This is a genomic window from Streptomyces sp. NBC_01428 (assembly GCF_036231965.1).
Taxonomy (GTDB): domain Bacteria; phylum Actinomycetota; class Actinomycetes; order Streptomycetales; family Streptomycetaceae; genus Streptomyces.
In genome coordinates this window covers 4476049-4495111 of sequence record NZ_CP109499.1, presented here as the reverse complement: position 1 = coordinate 4495111, position 19063 = coordinate 4476049, and the positions used below count along the sequence as shown (strand labels likewise).

General features: G+C 71.5%; 16 protein-coding genes and 1 pseudogene. 12 read left to right on the top strand and 5 right to left on the bottom strand.

The features are described from left to right. Nucleotides 1–79: 79 nt before the first annotated feature. Nucleotides 80–577, top strand: a complete 498-nt coding sequence (locus OG406_RS19445; RefSeq protein WP_164372839.1) for a GbsR/MarR family transcriptional regulator — start codon at nucleotides 80–82, stop codon at nucleotides 575–577. Between the two features lie 39 nt (nucleotides 578–616). Here OG406_RS19445 and OG406_RS19440 read toward each other — a convergent pair whose 3' ends face one another. Further along, complete coding sequence (locus OG406_RS19440; RefSeq protein ID WP_329186902.1) at nucleotides 617–1477, bottom strand: diacylglycerol kinase family protein; 861 nt, start codon at nucleotides 1475–1477, stop codon at nucleotides 617–619. Between the two features lie 200 nt (nucleotides 1478–1677). Between OG406_RS19440 and OG406_RS19435 the strand changes: the two genes are divergently transcribed. Both OG406_RS19435 and OG406_RS19430 read left to right on the top strand, forming a co-directional pair. Further along, complete coding sequence (locus tag OG406_RS19435) at nucleotides 1678–2961, top strand: adenylosuccinate synthase (protein WP_164372841.1); 1284 nt, start codon at nucleotides 1678–1680, stop codon at nucleotides 2959–2961. Between the two features lie 287 nt (nucleotides 2962–3248). Beyond that, nucleotides 3249–5065, top strand: a pseudogene (locus OG406_RS19430) (bifunctional metallophosphatase/5'-nucleotidase). 188 nt (nucleotides 5066–5253) lie between these two features. Here the strand turns inward: OG406_RS19430 and OG406_RS19425 are convergent. From OG406_RS19425 to OG406_RS19415, 3 genes are all read right to left on the bottom strand, one after another. After that, the gene (locus OG406_RS19425; RefSeq protein WP_081218495.1) at nucleotides 5254–5904 is read right to left on the bottom strand and encodes a hypothetical protein; all 651 of its coding nucleotides are present in this window, start codon (nucleotides 5902–5904) and stop codon (nucleotides 5254–5256) included. Between the two features lie 111 nt (nucleotides 5905–6015). Beyond that, nucleotides 6016–6711: a GntR family transcriptional regulator gene (locus OG406_RS19420; protein WP_266615315.1), complete on the bottom strand. Its 696-nt coding sequence runs from the start codon at nucleotides 6709–6711 to the stop codon at nucleotides 6016–6018. Nucleotides 6712–6900: 189 nt separating this feature from the next. Then, nucleotides 6901–8256: an aspartate aminotransferase family protein gene (locus OG406_RS19415; RefSeq protein WP_164372843.1), complete on the bottom strand. Its 1356-nt coding sequence runs from the start codon at nucleotides 8254–8256 to the stop codon at nucleotides 6901–6903. A gap of 199 nt (nucleotides 8257–8455) precedes the next feature. On the opposite strand from OG406_RS19415, the gene OG406_RS19410 reads away from it, so the two are divergent. The 4 genes from OG406_RS19410 to OG406_RS19395 all read left to right on the top strand — a co-directional run bounded on the left by OG406_RS19410 (nucleotide 8456) and on the right by OG406_RS19395 (nucleotide 13362). Beyond that, on the top strand, nucleotides 8456–9091 hold the full coding sequence (locus tag OG406_RS19410; protein ID WP_329186898.1) for a DJ-1/PfpI family protein: 636 nt from the start codon (nucleotides 8456–8458) through the stop codon (nucleotides 9089–9091). Next, nucleotides 9088–9591 (top strand): MarR family winged helix-turn-helix transcriptional regulator, encoded by a 504-nt coding sequence (locus OG406_RS19405; protein WP_329186896.1) that lies wholly within the window; start codon nucleotides 9088–9090, stop codon nucleotides 9589–9591. Before OG406_RS19410 ends, OG406_RS19405 begins: the two co-directional genes overlap by 4 nt. A 79-nt stretch (nucleotides 9592–9670) precedes the next feature. Further along, the gene (locus OG406_RS19400) at nucleotides 9671–11677 is read left to right on the top strand and encodes a serine/threonine-protein kinase (protein WP_329186894.1); all 2007 of its coding nucleotides are present in this window, start codon (nucleotides 9671–9673) and stop codon (nucleotides 11675–11677) included. Between the two features lie 152 nt (nucleotides 11678–11829). Further along, nucleotides 11830–13362, top strand: coding sequence for a substrate-binding domain-containing protein (locus OG406_RS19395; RefSeq protein ID WP_329186892.1), 1533 nt, complete (start codon nucleotides 11830–11832; stop codon nucleotides 13360–13362). A gap of 39 nt (nucleotides 13363–13401) precedes the next feature. Here the strand turns inward: OG406_RS19395 and OG406_RS19390 are convergent, their stop codons facing one another. Next, on the bottom strand, nucleotides 13402–14142 hold the full coding sequence (locus tag OG406_RS19390; protein WP_329186890.1) for an SLATT domain-containing protein: 741 nt from the start codon (nucleotides 14140–14142) through the stop codon (nucleotides 13402–13404). A gap of 360 nt (nucleotides 14143–14502) precedes the next feature. On the opposite strand from OG406_RS19390, the gene OG406_RS19385 reads away from it, so the two are divergent. The 5 genes from OG406_RS19385 (at nucleotide 14503) to OG406_RS19365 (ending at nucleotide 18767) form a co-directional block, all read left to right on the top strand. Beyond that, complete coding sequence (locus OG406_RS19385; RefSeq protein WP_329186889.1) at nucleotides 14503–14847, top strand: YbaB/EbfC family nucleoid-associated protein; 345 nt, start codon at nucleotides 14503–14505, stop codon at nucleotides 14845–14847. Nucleotides 14848–14933: 86 nt separating this feature from the next. Beyond that, nucleotides 14934–15533, top strand: a complete 600-nt coding sequence (gene recR / locus OG406_RS19380) for a recombination mediator RecR (RefSeq protein ID WP_081218503.1) — start codon at nucleotides 14934–14936, stop codon at nucleotides 15531–15533. Beyond that, nucleotides 15526–16185 carry a DUF5063 domain-containing protein gene (locus OG406_RS19375; RefSeq protein WP_164372849.1) on the top strand — a complete coding sequence of 220 codons (660 nt, stop codon included), beginning with the start codon at nucleotides 15526–15528 and terminating at the stop codon, nucleotides 16183–16185. The genes recR and OG406_RS19375 overlap by 8 nt, the downstream gene beginning before the upstream one ends. Nucleotides 16186–16434: 249 nt before the next feature. Then, nucleotides 16435–17712 carry an aspartate kinase gene (locus OG406_RS19370; RefSeq protein WP_081218505.1) on the top strand — a complete coding sequence of 426 codons (1278 nt, stop codon included), beginning with the start codon at nucleotides 16435–16437 and terminating at the stop codon, nucleotides 17710–17712. Next, nucleotides 17709–18767 (top strand): aspartate-semialdehyde dehydrogenase, encoded by a 1059-nt coding sequence (locus tag OG406_RS19365; protein WP_266615325.1) that lies wholly within the window; start codon nucleotides 17709–17711, stop codon nucleotides 18765–18767. The genes OG406_RS19370 and OG406_RS19365 overlap by 4 nt, the downstream gene beginning before the upstream one ends. Nucleotides 18768–19063 lie beyond the last annotated feature (296 nt).

The following is a 19063-nucleotide window of genomic DNA, read 5'->3' as shown; positions in this document are numbered from 1 at the left end:
GAAATTTGTGAAGTTAAGGAAACGTATGAACCCCGGATACACTCGACGGTGACGCGCGAGCAGGGGAGATGATCGACCGATGGCGGAACCGAGCAGGGCGGACCGGGATCCCGAGGCGGTCTCGCAGTTCGTCGAGGGCTTCGCGGCGCAGCTCGTCGAGGCTGGGATGCAGCGGATGCCCGCGCGGGTCTTCGCGGCCCTGCTGGCCTCCGACGCGGGCGCGATGACCTCCGCCGAGCTCGGTGAGCAGCTCCAGGTCAGCCCGGCCGCGGTCTCCGGTGCGGTGCGCTATCTCGCCCAGCAGCACATGGTCTCGCGCGAGCGGGAACCCGGCTCACGCCGCGAGCGCTACCGCGTGCACAGCAACCAGTGGTACGAGGCGCTGACCAACCGGGACGCGGTGCTCAAGCGCTGGGAGCAGGCCCTGCGCTCCGGCGTCGACAGCCTCGGCCCGGCCAGCCCGGCCGGGCGCCGGCTCTCCGAGACCCTCGCGTTCTTCGAGTTCGTCGACGGTGAGATCGCCGCGATGATGGAACGCTGGCGCGCCCACCGCGAGAAGCTCTACGGAGACGCCTGACGCGTCCGGACCCTGCCCGGGCGGTCCGCCCGGGGGTCCTCAGCGGACCATGGGCAGCGTCAGCCCCCAGGCGGACTCCCGGACCGTCCACGTCCGGGTCCGCACCGGGCCGCTCACCACGGAGTCCGCGCGGTAGCGGAAGTCGGCGCCGGAGACCGTGACCCGGTGCCCGGTCAGCCGGAGCGGGGCGGCCTCGGCGCCCACGGACACGGGACGGACCTCGATCTCGGCACCGGTCCCCGACGCCCCGGGAGTCACCGACACGGCCTCCACGGGCTGGTCCAGGTCCACCACGCACACGCCGTCGACCTCGATCCGCAGCCGGGAGGGTCCGTGGGCGGGGCCGGCGGCCGGCCGGGCGGGGCGGGAGGCGAGCGTGCGCACCAGCGACTGGCAGGTGCGCAGCCAGGGGTGGGCGCCGTGCTCCCCCGCCTCTCCGGGGACCGTGCCCAGCGAGGCGGCCGGCCGGGCGGGCAGGGACGGGATGCGCAGCGCGCCGAGCACCACGCCGTCGCTGTCGTCCACGAGCAGGTCGAGACGGCGCTCGGCGCCGTCGAGAACCGCCCGGGCCGCGGCGACGGCGCCCGTCGGCACCCCGAGCGCCCGGGACAGCGACAGCACGCCGCCCACGGGCACCAGCGCCAGGCCGCATCCGGCCAGCTCCCGCTGCCGGTGCAGCAGGGCCACCGCCCGCAGCAGGGCGCCGTCGTCCCCGATGACGACGGGTCGCCGCGCGCCCCGGCGGATCAGCGCCCGGGCGAATTCCTCGGGTCCCTCCGGAAGGCACACTTTGGTCGCCGCACCCGCGCTGAGCACGTCTTTCGCGATGCGCACGGACTCGCCGTCCGTCCGTCGGGCGACCGGGTCGATGACCACCAGAAGCTGGTCGGAAGCCGCCACCTCGGTCCTGCCTCGCTTCCTCGGGTAGCATCTTTGTGCAAGAGCCCCTTGCGCTATTGCGCCAGGGGCTTCGTCTATTCCGGGGCATCCGGTCCGACGGTCGCGGCCAAAGGTGGTCGCCGGCGTACTCAGCTGTGTCCAGAAGCAGCCGCGTACGTCCCCGACCTTGGACATGCCCCGCCCGGAAGGGGTGTACGCCTGTGCCCGCACTTGTGCTGCTCGGTGCTCAGTGGGGTGACGAAGGCAAGGGAAAGGCCACCGACCTGCTCGGTGGATCCGTGGACTATGTGGTGCGCTACCAGGGCGGCAACAACGCCGGCCATACGGTAGTCGTGGGCGATCAGAAGTACGCCCTCCACCTCCTCCCTTCCGGAATCCTCACACCGGAGTGCACTCCGGTGATCGGCAACGGAGTCGTCGTCGACCCGTCGGTCCTGTTCTCCGAGCTGAACGGACTGAACGAGCGCGGTGTCGACACATCCAAGCTCCTGATCAGCGGAAACGCTCACGTCATCACGCCGTACAACGTCACCGTGGACAAGGTGACGGAACGCTTCCTCGGTAAGCGGAAGATCGGCACCACCGGACGCGGCATCGGCCCGACCTACGCGGACAAGATCAACCGCGTCGGGATCCGTATCCAGGACCTCTACGACGAGTCGATCCTCATCCAGAAGGTCGAGGCGGCGCTGGAGGTCAAGAACCAGCTCCTCACCAAGCTCTACAACCGGCGCGCCATCGAGGTGAACCAGGTCGTCGAGGAGCTGCTGGCCTACGCGGACCGGCTCCAGCCGTACGTCGCGGACACCGTGCTGGTGCTGAACCAGGCGCTGGAGCAGGACAAGGTCGTGCTCTTCGAGGGCGGCCAGGGCACGCTGCTGGACATCGACCACGGCACGTATCCGTTCGTGACGTCGTCGAACCCGACCGCGGGCGGCGCCTGCACCGGCGCCGGTGTCGGCCCGACCAAGATCAGCCGGGTCATCGGCATCCTCAAGGCGTACACGACCCGGGTCGGCTCGGGCCCGTTCCCGACCGAGCTGTTCGACGCGGACGGCGAGGCGCTGCGCCGCATCGGCGGCGAGCGTGGTGTGACGACCGGCCGCGACCGGCGCTGCGGCTGGTTCGACGCGGTCATCGCCCGCTACGCGACCCGTGTGAACGGCCTGACCGACTTCTTCCTCACCAAGCTGGACGTGCTGACCGGCTGGGAGGAGATCCCGGTCTGCGTGGCCTACGAGATCGACGGCAAGCGCGTCGAGGAACTCCCGTACTCCCAGACCGACTTCCACCACGCGAAGCCGATCTACGAGACGCTCCCCGGCTGGTCCGAGGACATCACCAAGGCGAAGACCTTCGCCGACCTCCCGAAGAACGCCCAGGCGTACGTCCGGGCCCTGGAGGAGATGTCGGGCGCCCCGATCTCCGCGATCGGCGTCGGCCCGGGCCGTGACGAGACGATCGAGATCAACTCGTTCATCTAGTACGGGACATCAGGCGGACCAGCGCCCCCGGCCGGATCTCCGGCCGGGGGCGCTGTCGTGTCCGGGGACGCGACGGGGGAGTGGACACGCCCCGAGGCCGGAAGGCGGGGTGACCGCGGCCGGCGTGAACTGACCGTTACTTGACCGGGAGATGGGGTGCTCCTGGTTCCGGAGGGGCCGGTGGGAGACCACGCTCTACGCGTGTAGTCCCGCACGGCTCGCAGACCTCGTTCGACCACGTTCGGCCTGTACGTCCGCCCCTTCGCCCCCTCCCAGGAGTGTTCCCCATGCCCGTCCCTCCCCTGAACCGCCGGGAGTTCGTCAAGAAGTCGGCCGTCACCGGTGCGGCCGTGGCCGTCGCGGGCACGGTCGCGGCGACCCCCGCGCAGGCGGCCCACCGCAAGCCGCCGAAGCCGCCGCGCACCTGGTCGTTCTCGATCCTCGGCACCACCGACCTGCACAGCCACGTCTTCGACTGGGACTACTACACGGACGCGGCCTACCAGGACAGCAAGGGCAACTCGGTCGGTGTCGCCCGCGTCGCGACCCTGGTCAAGCAGCAGCGCGCCGCGAAGGGCGAGGACCGTGTCCTGCTCGTCGACGCCGGCGACATCATCCAGGGCACCTCGCTGGCGTACTACTACGCGCGCGTCGACCCCATCGTCGGCACCGGCGGCAAGCGGGGGCCCAGGCATCCGATGGCGATCGCGATGAACGCCATGCGGTACGACGCCGCCGCGCTAGGCAACCACGAATTCAACTACGGCATCGAGACGCTGCGCCGCTTCGAGGAGCAGTGCCACTTCCCGCTGCTCGGCGCCAACGCGCTGGACGCGAAGACCCTGCGGCCGGCGTTCCAGCCGTACACCGTGAAGCGGGTCCGGGTGCCCGGCGCCCCGGACATCAAGGTCGGCATCCTCGGTCTGACCAACCCCGGGATCGCCCTGTGGGACAAGGACAACGTCTCCGGGAAGATGGCGTTCACCGGGCTCGTCGAGCAGGCGAAGAAGTACGTGCCGCGGATGCGGGCGCTCGGCTGCGACGTCGTGTTCCTCACCGACCACTCGGGCCTCGACGGCAGTTCGTCGTAGGCGACGAACTGCCCTACGTGGAGAACGCCTCCAACCTCGTCGCCCAGCAGGTCCCCGGCATCGACGCGATCCTCGTCGGCCACACCCACACCGAGGTCTCCTCCTACACGGTGACGAACACCGAGACCGGCAAGGACGTCGTCCTCTCCGAGCCGTACTGCTACGGCATGCGACTGACCGTCTTCGACTTCGAGCTCGAACTCGTCCACGGGCAGTGGAAGGTGACGAGCACCAAGGCGCAGACCCTCAACAGCAACACCGTCGAGGAGGACGCCGAGATCACCGGGCTCCTGACGGCCGACCACGACCTGGTCGTCACGTACGTCAACACCCCGGTCGGCACCTGCACCGCCGACCTCTCCGCGGCGGAGGCGTGCTGGAAGGACGTCCCCGTCATGGACTTCATCCACCAGGTCCAGACGGCCGCCGTCGCCACCGGGCTGTCCGCGGCCGACGCGGCGCTGCCCCTCATCTCCGTCGCGGCGCCCTTCAGCCGCACCGCCGACATCCCCCGGGGCGACGTCACCATCCGCGACGTGGCCGGGCTCTACATCTACGACAACACCCTGTACGGCAAGAAGCTCACGGGCGCGCAGCTCAAGGACTACCTGGAGTACGCGGCGAAGTACTACCACCAGGTCCCGGCCGGCACGAAGGTCGACACCGCGACCCTCACCAACGCCAACAGCTTCTGGGACTACATGTACGACACGGCGGCGGGCGTCTCGTACGACATCGACATCGCGCAGCCCGAGGGTTCCCGGATCAAGAACCTGTCCCACGCGGGCACCCCGGTCGACGACGACCAGGTGTTCGTCGTCGCCGTGAACAACTACCGGGCCAACGGCGGCAGCGGCTACCCGCACATCGCGGCCGCCGACATCGCCTACAGCTCCACCAACGAGATCCGCCAGCTGATGATCGACTACGTGACGGCCAAGGGCTCCCTGGACCCGGCGGACTTCGCCGCCGCCAACTGGCAGCTGACCCAGAACGGCACCCCGGTCTTCTGACCACCCGTCCGCCCCCGCCCCGCACTCCGCCGCCGCCCCCTCCTCCTCCCCGGAGGGTGGCGGCTGCGGTGACGTTTCGCGTGCCCCGACGTGTCCCGACGCGTCCCGTGCCGGACCGCCGGGTGAGCGTGGGGGCGGGGCCCGGTGCGGGTCCGGACGCGCCGGAGGACCGCACCAGGAAGCCCCGGTCAGCTGAAGATGATCATCGAGCCCTGGGCGAGGCTGCGGGTGGCCGCTGCGTGGAGGCCCAGCCAGACGTGCCGCTCGCGGGCGAAGGGGCTGGCGTCGTAGGGAGCGGGGGCGGCCGGCTCCTCCAGCTCGGTGGGAGCGCTGGGGGGCTGCGGCGGGGCCGGCGGGTTCGCCGGGTCGATGCCGATGACGGGAGCCACGAACTCCAGCTCGCGCAGCAGGGCGTGGGAGGAGCCCAGGGGGCCGCCGCCCGCGAGGAGTTCGTCGTTGGCCAGCGGATGCGGGAAGTCGACCGGGACATAGGCGCCCGCGTGGTCGTAGTGCCAGACCAGATGGGACTGCTGGGCGTTCGTCTCGAACATCTCCAGCAACTGCTCGTAGTCGCCGCCCAGTTCGTCGACCGGGGTGACGGCGAGCCCGCACATCTGGAGGAGGTAGGCGCGGCGCAGGAAGTGCAGCGCGTCGTAGTCGAATCCGGCGACCGGGGCGACGTCACCGGAGAGGCCGGGCATGTACGCGTACACCGGGACGGGTGGGAGTCCGGCCTCGGCGAGCACCTTGTCGTAGAGCGCGAGTTCCTCGGCGAAGGGGTTGTCGGGGGTGTGGCACAGCACGTCGACGAGCGGGACCAACCACAGGTCACAGGCCAACAGACGGCTCCTCTTGCTCCTTGGGGTGCACGGTGGTCAGGGCAGCGTAGTGCGCGTGGCGGTCCTGTGAAGGGGGCCGTACGCAAGTCCGTACCCGGCGGACCCGTGGGTTCATTCCGCGTCGAGGTGTTCGACGAGGCCGAGCGCGTGCTCGTTGTACGCCGTCACGATCGCCCGCGCCGTCCCGGGGTCGCGGCGGGCGAGGGCGTCCACGAGCTCCGTGTGGGCCGACCACAGGTGGCCCTTGAGGTCCGCGACGTGGCGCAGGTGCTGGACCGTGCAGACCCAGGACTGGACCCGCAGCCGGTGCAGGAAGTCGCCGAGGTAGGGGTTGCCGTAGAGGCTGCTGAGCTCGCGCCAGAACCGCAGGTCGTACCCGATGAGGATGTTCAGGTCGCCGGCCGAGGCCGCGCGCTGGGCCTCCTCGCCGCGGCGCCGGACGCCGGCGAGCAGGGCGACCGCGCGCGGATCGTCGAACTGCCGTAGGCCGCCGGCCACGAGGGCCTGGAACATGCCCTCCGTGACCAGACCGCGCGCCTCGATCATGCCGCGGTAGTCGGCGGCCGAGTACTCGTGGACCCGGAAGCCGCGGTGCTGGTCGGCGTCCAGCAGGCCCTGCGCCGAGAGGTCGACCAGGGCCTCGCGGACAGGGGTGGCGGAGACGCCGTACTGCTCGGCGATCTCCTTGACCGTGAACTCCTGGCCCGGCTGGAGCCGGCCCCCGAGCACCTCGTCGCGGAGCGCGTCCGCGATCTGCTGGCGCAGGGTGCTGCGGGTAACGCCGCCCGTGCGGCCGGTGCCGGCCATGGTGGTGGTCTCACTCCCCGTCGCGTGTCTCCCCGAGCAGGACACCATACGCGGTGGGATTCGGCGGGCGGCTCCCCCGCCGCCGTGGCGGAGCGGGGCGTCACGCGACCGGCCCCCGCCGCCCGTCCCCCTCGTCCCCGTGGAGGACGGGGCAGGGCGGGGGCGGAGGGGGCGGGGGCCGCTACGGCCTCAGACCGTGTGCTCGTCCGCGACCGACAGGGCCTCGTCCAGCACCGCGAGCCCTTCCTTGGCCTCGGCCTCGGTGACGTTGCACGGCGGCACGACGTGCGTGCGGTTCATGTTGATGAAGGGCCACAGACCGCGGGCCTTGGCCGCCGCGCCGAACGCGGCCATCGGCGCGTTCGCCTCGCCCGCCGCGTTGTACGGGACCAGCGGCTCGCGGGTCTCGCGGCTCTTCACCAGCTCCAGCGCCCAGAAGACGCCCGTGCCGCGCACGTCGCCGATGCTCGGGTGGCGTTCCGCCAGCTCGCGCAGGCCCGGTCCGATGACGGTCTCGCCGATGGCGGCGGCCTGGTCGACGATGCCCTCCTCCTCCATGACGTTGATCGTCGCGACGGCGGCGGCGCAGGCCAGCGGGTGCCCCGAGTAGGTGAGGCCGCCGGGGTAGGGCCGCTTGGCGAAGGTCTCGGCGATCTCGGCGGAGATCGCCACGCCGCCCAGCGGGACGTAGCCGGAGTTCACTCCCTTGGCGAAGGTCATCAGGTCCGGCGTCACGTCGAAGTGGTCGGCGGCGAACCACTTGCCGGTGCGCCCGAACCCGGCCATGACCTCGTCCAGGATGAAGACGATCCCGTAGCGGTCGCAGATCTCCCGCACCCCGGCGAGGTAGCCGGCGGGCGGCGTCATGATGCCCGCCGTGCCCGGGATCGTCTCCAGGATGAGGGCCGCTATGGTTCCCGGGCCCTCGAAGGCGATCGTGTCCTCCAGGTGCGTGAGGGCGCGCTCGCACTCCTGCCGCTCGGTGTCCGAGTGGAAGGGGCTGCGGTACAGGAACGGCGCCCAGAAGCGCACGACACCGGCCGCGCCGTTGTCGTTCGCCCAGCGCCGGGGGTCGCCGGTGAGGTTGATCGCGGTGGAGGTGGCGCCGTGGTACGAGCGGTAGGCGGAGAGCACCTTCGGGCGGCCGGTGTGCAGCCGGGCCATCCGGGTGGCGTTCTCGACGGCCTCCGCGCCGCCGTTGGTGAAGAAGATCTTGTCCAGGTCGCCGGGGGTCCGCTCGGCGATCAGCCGGGCGGCCTCCGAGCGGGCCTCGACGGCGAAGGCGGGCGCGAACGTGGACAGGGTCGCGGCCTGTTCCTGGATCGCGGCGACGACCTTCGGGTGCTGGTAGCCGATGTTGGTGAAGACGAGGCCGCTGGTGAAGTCCAGATACCGCTTGCCTTCGTAGTCCCAGAAGTACGACCCCTCGGCGCCTGCGACGGCGAGCGGGTCGATGAGCTCCTGCGCTGACCAGGAGTGGAACACGTGCGCGCGGTCCGCGGCCTTCACTGCGGCGCCGGCCTGGGGGTTGGGCTGAGGGGTCATGCGCGCAGCGTAAATGTCCACGGACCGGACGCGATATCGGCGTCCTGTCTGTGGACGGGGCCTTTCCGCGACAGTCTGTCGGGCTTCGCGGCGGCCCCCGGGGCGTGCCCGGCCGACCCGCCCTCCTCTCTTGACAACATCCTGTCCAATTGACAGCATGCTCACATAAGCTTCCGCCCGCCGAGGAGGAGTGACCGACATGAACGCCACCACGGACACCGACGCCGGCACCGCACCCCGCAAGCCCGTCCATCTCGCCGTCTACGACACCTTCGCCGACTGGGAGACGGGCCACGCGACCGCGCACCTCGCCCGCGCCGGCTACCCGGTCCGCACCGTCGGCCCCGGCCGCGAACCCGTCACCACCATGGGCGGCCTGCGCGTCATGCCTGACCTCGCGCTCGACGAGCTGCGCCCCGAGGACAGCTCGCTGCTCGTCCTCACCGGCGCCTCCCTCTGGGACACCTCGGGCGACCTGGCCCCCTTCGCCCGCGCCGCCCGCGCGTTCCTCAACGCCGGGGTGCCCGTCGCGGCCATCTGCGGAGCGACCGCCGGCCTCGCGCGCGAGGGTCTGCTCGACGACCGGGCGCACACCAGCGCGGTCTCGTTCTACCTGGCCGCCACGGGCTACGCGGGCGGCGAGCGGTACGTCGACGCGGACGCCGTCACCGACGGGCTCCTGATCACCGCCGGACCCACCGAACCCGTCGCCTTCGCCCGCGAGGTCCTCGGCCTCCTCGGGGTCTACGAGGGAGAGGTCCTGGACGCCTTGTACCGGCTGTTCCACGACTCCGACGCCGCGGCCTACGCCGTGCTGGAGAAGGCGGGCCGGTGAGCGGGCGGCGCCAGGACCTGTTCAGCCGCAGCGCCCTCGCGGTGTTCCGGCTCAACGGGCAGTACCTCTCCGTGGCCGAGGACCTGGCCCGGCCGGCCGGCATCACCGCCGCATGGTGGCAGGTCCTCGGCGCCGTCCTCGGCGAACCCCTGCCGGTCTCCGGGATCGCCCGCGTCATGGGCATCACCCGGCAGAGCGTGCAGCGCGTCGCGGACCTGCTCGTCGACAAGGGCCTCGCCGCGTACCGGCCCAACCCCGCCCACCGCCGCGCCAAGCTCCTCGCCCCGACCGAGCGGGGCCGCGCGGCCATCGCCGCGATCGGTCCCGGTCACGCCGCCTACGCCGACCGGATCGCCGAGGCGCTCGGCCCCGAAGCGCTCGCCGAGACCGTCCAGGCCCTGGAGCGCCTCTCCGCCGTCCTCGACGGGCTCGCCGCGGAGGACCTCGCGGAACCGGCGCTTCCTGTTACCGAACCGGCACGATCCGTGACGGAACCGTAGACGGGGGCCCGCCCGCGGGCCCGGGGCGCCGCACTATCCTCGGGCTGTTGCACACACACGGGGGAGGGTGGGCGCTGCCATGGAGAAACTGGGGGCGGGGGACCCGCGGCAGATCGGGGCGTACCGGCTGCTGGCACGGCTCGGCGCCGGCGGCATGGGGCACGTCTATCTCGCCCGGTCCGACCGGGGACGCACCGTCGCCGTCAAGCTCGTCCGTGCGGAACTCGCCGAACAGGAGGAGTTCCGGGCCCGGTTCCGCCAGGAGGTGCAGGCCGCGCGCCGCGTCGGGGGGTACTGGACCGCGCCCGTCCTGGACGCCGACACCGAGGCCGTGATCCCGTGGGTGGCCACCGGCTACGTCGCCGGCCCCTCGCTCCAGACCGTCGTCGGGCACGACCACGGCGCGCTGCCCGAGCGGTCCGTGCGCATCCTCGCCGCCGGACTCGCGCACGCGCTCCAGGACATCCACGCCGCGAACCTCATCCACCGCGACCTCAAGCCCTCGAACGTCCTGGTCACCATCGACGGCCCGCGCGTCATCGACTTCGGTATCGCCCGCGCCCTGGAGACGGTGACCGACGGCGGGCTCACCCGCACCGGCGCGCTCGTCGGATCCCCCGGTTTCATGGCCCCCGAGCAGGTGCGCGGCGACCGCGTCACCCCCGCCTGTGACATCTTCTGCCTCGGCTCGGTCCTGTCGTACGCCGCCACCGGCGCCCTGCCGTTCGGCGCGTCCAACAGCGGTGTGCACGCGATGATGTTCCGCATCGCGCAGGAAGAACCCGATCTGTCGGGAGTCCCCGAGAGCCTGTCCGACCTCGTGCGCGCCTGCCTGCGCAAGGACCCCGCGGCCCGTCCCGGCCTCGACGAGATCCTCGCCCGCACCGGCGCGGAGGACACCGTCGCCGACGGCCGCACCCGTGACCCCTGGCTGCCCAGCGCACTGGTCGCCCAACTCGGCCGTCACGCCGTGCAGTTGCTGGACACCGAGGACCCCGACGAGCGGCAGGCGCCCGCCGTCGCCGCCGCCCCGGCCCGCCCCGCTCTGCCGCCGCCCGCGCCCGAACGGCCGCTCCCCGCACCGGACATGTCCAAGCCGCCGGCCGCCCCGCCCGTCCCCGCGGGCCCGCCCTCCTCCACGACGCCCGGCGCGTCCGCGGAGGCGTCCCCGGAGCACGCCCCCGCCGCGCCCGACGACGGGTCGGCCCCGTCCGCACCGGTCGGCCCCGGCCCGGTCGGCCATCTCCCCACCGTCGTCGCCGGCCCGGGGACCACGCCTCCGCCGGCGCCCGCCGGCCCGCACCCCGCGTACGGCTATCCGCAGCAGCACCCGCAGCCGACCGGCCAGGGCCCGGCTCCCGCGTACGGCTATCCGCAGGCCGGCTGGGGCGGCCCCCAGGCGCCGTACGGCTCGACGCCCCCGTACGGCCCCGGCGGCTCCACCCCGCCCTACGGCCCGACCCCGCCGTACGGGCCCACCGCCGTCCCGGCCGGACCCGGACCCGCGCGCCGCAGCGGCCGGTCCACCGCCTTCCTCGTCGTGGTGGCCCTGGTCGTCGCGCTCGGCGCGGGCGGCAGTGTGTACGCGCTGATGAACGGCGGCGGCAGCGGCGGCGACGACGACTCCAAGGCGTCCCCCGCGACCTCCGCCGGGCCCGCGTCACCGGACGGGAGCGCCTCACGGGCGCCGTCCGCCGCGTCCGCCTCCCCGAGCGCCGGGGACCCGGCCGCGGGCACCGTCCCCGAGGCCTTCCTCGGCACCTGGGACACCACCATCGACAACGCCACCGGCCACAACACCCGTCGGCTGACCATCCGGCAGGGCGAGGTCGGCGACCCCGTGCTCACCCTCACCGCCGACGGCCCCGCCGGCAGCGGCACCTACCACTGCGTCTTCCAGGCCACCCTCACGAGCGCGCCGGCCGGCGGAACACTGGCGATCGGCCCCTCCCAGGTCACCTCAGGCGAACCGCTGTCCTCCTGCTCCCCGGGCGCCGCCTCCGAGATCACCCTCCTGTCGGACGGCGGCCTGCGCCGGGTGAACACGACCTCGGGCGAGGCGCTGGTCTACGAGAAGAACGGCTGAGCGCACCCGCGGCCGAGGCCTCGCGGACCCGTCACGCGTGCCGTCAACGCCCCTTTCCCCGAAGGCTGTTGAAGTTCACCCCGTGTATGTCGGCCGTTCCCCGGCGGCGCCGTACGGTGACCGCACCGCAGCGCCCGGGGGAGTGACTCGCAGTGGAGTGGCTGAGCGCAGAGAACGTCGTGGCCGTCGGGACCGCCGTCATCGGTGTCGTCGCCTCCGCCGTCATGGTCTGGTACGAACGCAGGGTGCCCCGCCGGAAACGGCTGGGCTACCGCGTGCAGATGGACAACCCGATCGGCGACGACGTCCGCTCGGGGCGCGCGAACGTACGGCTCGGCCTGTTCGACGAGACCCCCGGCATGTCCGACGCCACCCTCGTGCTGCTGCGGATCGAGAACGACGGCGCGCAGAGCATCGCCGGGGACGACTACACGAGCCGCGAACGGCACGGCCTGACCGCCGTGTTCACCGACCGGACCATCCGGGGTGTGTCCGTGACCCAGCCGCCCGGCACCGACCACCTGATGGACCACTTCACCGCCGCGGCGGGCCTCGGCTACGCGGACGGCACCCTGCGCATCCCGCGGGTCCCGCTCAACCGGGGCGAGCACTTCAAGGTGCTCGTCCTGCTGTCCGGCGGCGACGTGGGATGCCCGATACGGCTCATCGGCGGCATCCGCGACGGCGAGGTCCGGCCCAACCGCAGTACGACACCGGACGACCAGCCGCCGTTGTTCAGCCGCGCCGCCCGGCTGATCACCGTGCTGCTCACGGTGTGCGTCGTCACCCTCGCGCTGATCGTGGTGCTGCGCGACGACTCGCCGCCCCCGATCGGCTGCGCGCAGGGCACCCTGACGGTCACCGGGTCCACCGCCTTCGAGCCCGTGATGCGCGAACTCGCCGAGAAGTACGAGGAGGACTGCGCGGGCGCGACGATCACCGTCGACGCCCATGGCAGCACCGCCGGGGTGCGCGAACTCGACGCGGCGGGGCAGGAGTCGAAGAACGGCTCACCGGCCGTCGTCGCCCTCTCCGACGGCCCCAAGCCGGGCGACTTCCCCCGGCTGCGGGAGAACCGGGTCGCGGTCTCGGTCTTCACGCTGGTCGTCAACGACGCCATCCCGCTCCGGAACCTGTCGCTGACGGACGTACGACGGCTGTACCGGGGCGAGATCAGGAACTGGAAGCAGCTCGGCGGACCCGACCGGCCCGTCCTGCTCGTCAGCCGGGACGCCAACTCCGGTACCCGGCAGGTGTTCCAGCGGCGGGCGCTCGGGCGCGGCGAGATCGCCAACTCCTCGCTGGACTGCGTCCACAAGGACGACGCGACGGCGCCGCTGGTGCGCTGCGAACTCGACTCCACCGACCAGGTGCTGAACACGGTCGCCCGGCTGCCCGGCGCGATCGGCTACAGCGAGCTCAACAACGCCATCGGGCACCAGGGCCTGCACCGGCTGGGCCTCGACGGCCACACCGCCTCCGTCGAGGATCTGGAACACGGCACCTCGGACTACCCGTACCGCGAGATCGAGTACGCCTACACCTATGGGCAGCCGCCGGCCGACTCGCTCGCCTCCAGCTTCCTGTCGTACGTCGGCCGGGGCAGCGGCCAGGACGTCGTCCGCACCCATGGCCACCTGCCGTGCGGGACGCCGGTGGGGCTGAGGATCTGCGGCGCGGGCTGACCCTCCCGCGCCGATCCCGGCCTCACCAGGGGGCCGTCCTCAGCGGGGCTCCGGCGGGCGCTGGCGGGGCATGTTCGGGCGGGTGCCCGGCGGCAGCGGGACCCGGCCGTTGAGATGGGCCCCGTCGACCCGGGGCGCGCCGACCGTCGACGACTGGATGCCGAGCGGCGCCGGACCCGTGCGGAACTCCACCATCCAGTCCGCCGTCTCGGTGCGCACCAGTTCCGTGACGTCCTCCGAGAACTTCCGCAGCACCCCGAGACACCGCTCCGCCGCCTCGCCGGCGGTCCCGTCGGTGGGGCCGAGCACCTCCCGCACGCTCTCCGACGCCCAGTCGAACTGGAGCACCTGGAGGCGGCGCTGCACGGCCTGCGCGGTGGCCACGTCCCTTATCCAGCCGGAGGTCACCCCGAAGAACCGGTCCACGGCGACACAGGCGACGGCGAGCAGCAGCGCCAGATACCCCCAGGGCGCCACCCCGCCCGCCGACCCGGTCAGGTCGAGCAGCGGCAGCGCGGCGCCGGCTACGGCGCCGACCGCGGCCCCGCACCGCAGCAGCCGCGCGCCCCACCGCTTCCACATCCGGTCGCCGAGGTACCAGGACGCCGTGTCGAGGGCGCCCTGCTCCACCCAGCGGTACAGCTCGTGGAGCCGGTCGGCGGGCTCCCCCCAGTCGCCCAGCGGAAACGGCCGGCCCGTCAGGTCGCCCGGCCGCAGCCCCGCCCCCTCGCTCCGCCCCTCCTGGGGCGGACCCTCGGGCTGCATCTCCGGCTGACTCACCCGGCACTCCCTCACTGACGGCGGTGACGACGACTGACGACAACGGCGCCGGCACCCGAAGACGGCGGACGCCGGCGCACGACGGCACCGGCGGAGCGCGCAGGCGCGGCCGACGAAGCTGACCGTGCGTGACGCCAGGTGACGCGTGGTACGAATGCGCCGCCCCCTTCCTACCGCCCAATGGGTGGCGATGGACCGGGTTTCACCGCTTTTCCGCCCGGAAGAGGGCCTTGATCAGGTATAGGCGTCAAGACGGTCTCACTCGAAAGAGTGCTTGGGCGACGGGCCGGTCGACCACGTAGGCTCGTGCTGGACAGGAAAAACGGTCCGTACAGCCGTACTCGAAACCAGGAGCTGATCGTGATTCCCGGTGGTGGCCAGTCCAATATGCAGCAGTTGCTGCAGCAGGCCCAGAAGATGCAGCAGGACCTGGCGAACGCCCAGGAGGAACTGGCGCGGACGGAGGTCGAAGGCCAGGCGGGAGGCGGTCTGGTCCGGGCGACCGTGACGGGTTCCGGAGAGCTCCGCGGTCTGGTGATCGACCCGAAGGCGGTCGACCCCGAGGACACCGAGACGCTCGCCGACCTCGTCGTCGCGGCCGTCCAGGCGGCCAACGAGAACGCCCAGGCGCTCCAGCAGCAGAAGCTCGGCCCGCTCACCCAGGGGCTCGGCGGCGGCAGCGGCATTCCCGGTCTGCCTTTCTAAGACCGGCGGCGGCCAACTACCGTACGCACAGGGAAAAGACGTAAGACGGAACCAGGCGGTACCGAAGCACTCGGAAAGGCAGTCCGTTGTACGAAGGCGTGGTCCAGGACCTCATCGACGAACTGGGGCGGCTCCCCGGCGTCGGTCCCAAGAGCGCGCAGCGGATCGCCTTCCACATCCTCCAGGCCGAGCCGACGGACGTCCGCCGGCTCGCGCAGTGCCTCATGGAGGTCAAGGCGAAGGTCCGCTTCTGCGCGACCTGCGGCAACGTCGCGCAGGAGGAGCTGTGCAACATCTGCCGCGATCCGCGCCGCGACCTCACGGTGATCTGTGTGGTGGAGGAGCCGAAGGACGTCGTCGCGATCGAGCGGACCCGCGAGTTCCGGGGCAAGTACCACGTCCTCGGCGGCGCGATCAGCCCGATCGAGGGCGTCGGCCCGGACGACCTGCGGATAAGGGAACTCCTGACCCGTCTCGCCGACGGCACGGTCACGGAGCTGATCCTGGCGACGGACCCGAACCTGGAGGGCGAGGCCACCGCCACGTACCTCGCCCGCATGATCAAGCCCATGGGCCTCAAGGTCACCCGCCTGGCCAGCGGCCTCCCGGTGGGCGGCGACCTGGAATACGCGGACGAGGTCACGCTCGGCCGTGCCTTCGAGGGGAGACGACTCCTAGATGTCTGACGCCACGCTGCACGCGACGAGCCCCGACCCCGACGACTTCTCGGTCCAGATCGCGGACCAGGTGGAGAGCTTCCTGGTCGCCGTCACCGAGGTGGCCAAGGGCGACGAGCCGGATTCGGCCGTGCCCTTCCTCCTCCTGGAGGTGTCCCAGATCCTCCTCGCGGGCGGCCGTCTCGGCGCGCACGAGGACATCGTCCCCGACGAGCGCTACGAGCCCGACCTGGGTCCCGAGGCGGACGTCGACGGGCTGCGCGAGCGGCTCGCGGTGATGCTGGAGCCGATCGACGTCTACTCCGAGGTCTTCGACCCCTACGAGCCCCGCAAGGCGCCGGTCGCCTGCCGTATCTCCGACGACCTCGCCGACGTCATCGCCGACCTGCGCCACGGCATGGCCCACTACCGCGCCGGCCGCACCACGGAAGCCATGTGGTGGTGGCAGTTCTCCTACTTCTCGAACTGGGGCTCCACCGCCTCCGGGGCCCTGCGCGCCCTCCAGTCGCTGGTGGCGCACGTCCGCCTGAACCAGCCCCTCGACGACCTGAACGGCCTCGACACCGACCAGGACCTCGGCGAGGACGCCCTCGCGGAGGAGGCCGGTCAGGTCATGGCCCAGGAGATCGCCGGCCCGCTCGGCCTGCGCACCGTCAAGTAGCCCGCTCGTCCGCCCGCACCCGGTGCCGCCGCGATGTGACACCGGGCACTTTCGGAGTGGCCGGGCCGAAGGACGGGCAGGTGCCGTCTCGGAGCGGCCGGATGTCCCTTGCTGACCTGACATCCCGAGTGATCACGTCGTGAGCGGGACATCTCACGATGCGATACCTCGGAAGGGAAATCCGGCCGCTCGTTAGACTGAGCCGACCGCAGTTGTGCGGTGCAGAGACGGATTGAGCGAGGAGCGCACGTGGGCCTTGTCGTGCAGAAGTACGGAGGTTCCTCCGTAGCCGATGCCGAGGGCATCAAGCGCGTCGCCAAGCGAATCGTGGAAGCGAAGAAGAACGGCCACCAGGTGGTCGTGGTCGTTTCCGCGATGGGCGACACGACGGACGAGCTGATCGATCTCGCCGAGCAGGTATCTCCGATGCCCAGCGGACGAGAGTTCGACATGCTGCTGACCGCCGGCGAGCGGATCTCGATGGCCCTGCTGGCCATGGCGATCAAGAACCTGGGCCACAGCGCCCAGAGCTTCACCGGCAGCCAGGCAGGCGTCATCACCGACTCGGTCCACAACAAAGCCCGGATCATCGACGTCACCCCCGGCCGTATCCGTACGGCGCTCGACGAGGGCAACATCGCCATCGTCGCCGGGTTCCAGGGCGTCTCGCAGGACAAGAAGGACATCACCACGCTGGGCCGCGGCGGGTCCGACACCACGGCCGTCGCGCTGGCCGCGGCGCTCGACGCCGAGGTGTGCGAGATCTACACCGACGTGGACGGTGTGTTCACCGCCGACCCGCGTGTGGTGAAGAAGGCGCAGAAGATCGACCGGATCGCCTTCGAGGACATGCTGGAGCTCGCCGCGTCCGGCTCCAAGGTGCTCCTCCACCGTTGTGTGGAGTACGCCCGCCGCTACAACATCCCGATCCACGTGCGCTCGTCCTTCAGTGGGCTCCAGGGCACCTGGGTCAGCAGCGCACAGAACCAGCAAGGGGACCAGAAGGTGGAGCAGGCCATCATCTCCGGTGTCGCGCACGACACCTCCGAGGCCAAGGTCACGGTCGTGGGCGTCCCGGACAAGCCGGGCGAGGCCGCCGCGATCTTCCGCGCCATCGCCAACGCCGAGATCAACATCGACATGATCGTGCAGAACGTGTCGGCGGCCACCACGGGCCTGACGGACATCTCCTTCACCCTCCCCAAGACCGAGGGCCGCAAGGCCATCGACGCCCTGGAGAAGGCGAAGGGCGTGATCGGCTTCGAGTCGCTGCGCTACGACGACCAGATCGGCAAGATCTCCCTCGTCGGCGCCGGCATGAAGACGAACCCGGGTGTCACGGCGGGCTTCTTCGAGGCCCTCACCGACGCCGGCGTCAACATCGAGCTGATCTCGACCTCCGAGATCCGCATCTCGGTCGTCACCCGCGCCGACGACGTGAACGAAGCCGTCCGCGCCGTGCACAGCGCCTTCGGGCTCGACTCCGACAGCGACGAGGCCGTCGTCTACGGAGGCACCGGGCGATGACCGGACGACCGACGCTCGCGGTCGTGGGTGCGACCGGAGCCGTCGGCTCGGTCATGCTCCAGATCCTGTCCCAGCACGCGGACATCTGGGGCGAGATCCGTCTGATCGCCTCGCCGCGCTCCGCCGGCCGCAAGCTGGCCGTGCGCGGTGAGGAGGTCGAGGTGGTGGCCCTGTCGGAGGAGTCCTTCGACGGGGTCGACGTCGCCATGTTCGACGTCCCGGACGACGTGGCCGCCCAGTGGGCACCGATCGCCGCCGCGAAGGGCGCGGTCGTCGTCGACAACTCGGGCGCCTTCCGGATGGACCCGGAAGTGCCCCTCGTCGTCCCCGAGGTGAATCCGCACGCCGCGCGCGTGCGCCCCCGCGGGATCGTCGCGAACCCGAACTGCACGACCCTCTCGATGATCGTGGCGCTCGGCGCGCTGCACGCCGAGTTCGGGCTGCGCGAACTCGTCGTCTCCTCGTACCAGGCCGTGAGTGGCGCCGGCCGCGCGGGCATCGACACCCTGCGCCAGCAGATGTCCCTGGTCGCCGGTACGGAACTGGGCACGAGCCCCGGTGACGTACGCCGGGCCGTCGGTGACAACACGGGCCCCTTCCCGGAGCCGGTCGCGTTGAACGTGGTGCCCTGGGCCGGGTCGCTCGCCGAGGACGGCTGGTCCTCGGAGGAGATGAAGGTCCGCAACGAGACGCGCAAGATCCTCGCGCTGCCGCAGCTGAAGGTCGCCGTGACCTGTGTCCGCGTTCCCGTCGTCACCACGCACTCCCTGACCGTCCACGCCCGTTTCGAGGGCGAGGTCACCGTCGACAAGGCGCGGGAGATTCTGGCCACCGCGCCCGGTGTCGTGCTGTTCGACAACCCCGCCGCGGGCGAGTTCCCCACTCCCGCCGACGTGGTGGGCACCGATCCCACGTGGGTCGGACGGGTCCGCCGGGCCCTGGACGATTCGACGGCCCTCGAACTGTTTGTGTGCGGCGACAACCTGCGCAAGGGTGCTGCATTGAACACCGCTCAGATCGCGGAGCTGGTGGCGGCGGAGATCGTCGGCGCCTGACCCCGGACGTCCGGACCCGCGCCGTTCCGCAGGTTCTGCGTCCCGGGCGTCCACCAGCCGGAATCTTGGTGGCCGTTCCGGGAGACCTTTGTAGGATCTGCGTTGGTTCAGTGATCAATTTAATGGTCCGGACCACTTGAACCGACCCGTGTCGGCGTCCGAAGATTTCCTCCCCGCTCTCCGCAACCGCGCGGAGGGCGGGGAGCGTCTTTGCGGTCGCCGTTCAGGGGCGACGGGGCAGCGGACAAACGGGGCACAGGGGAAGAGCTGGTACGCATGAGGGCATCTGGTGCATC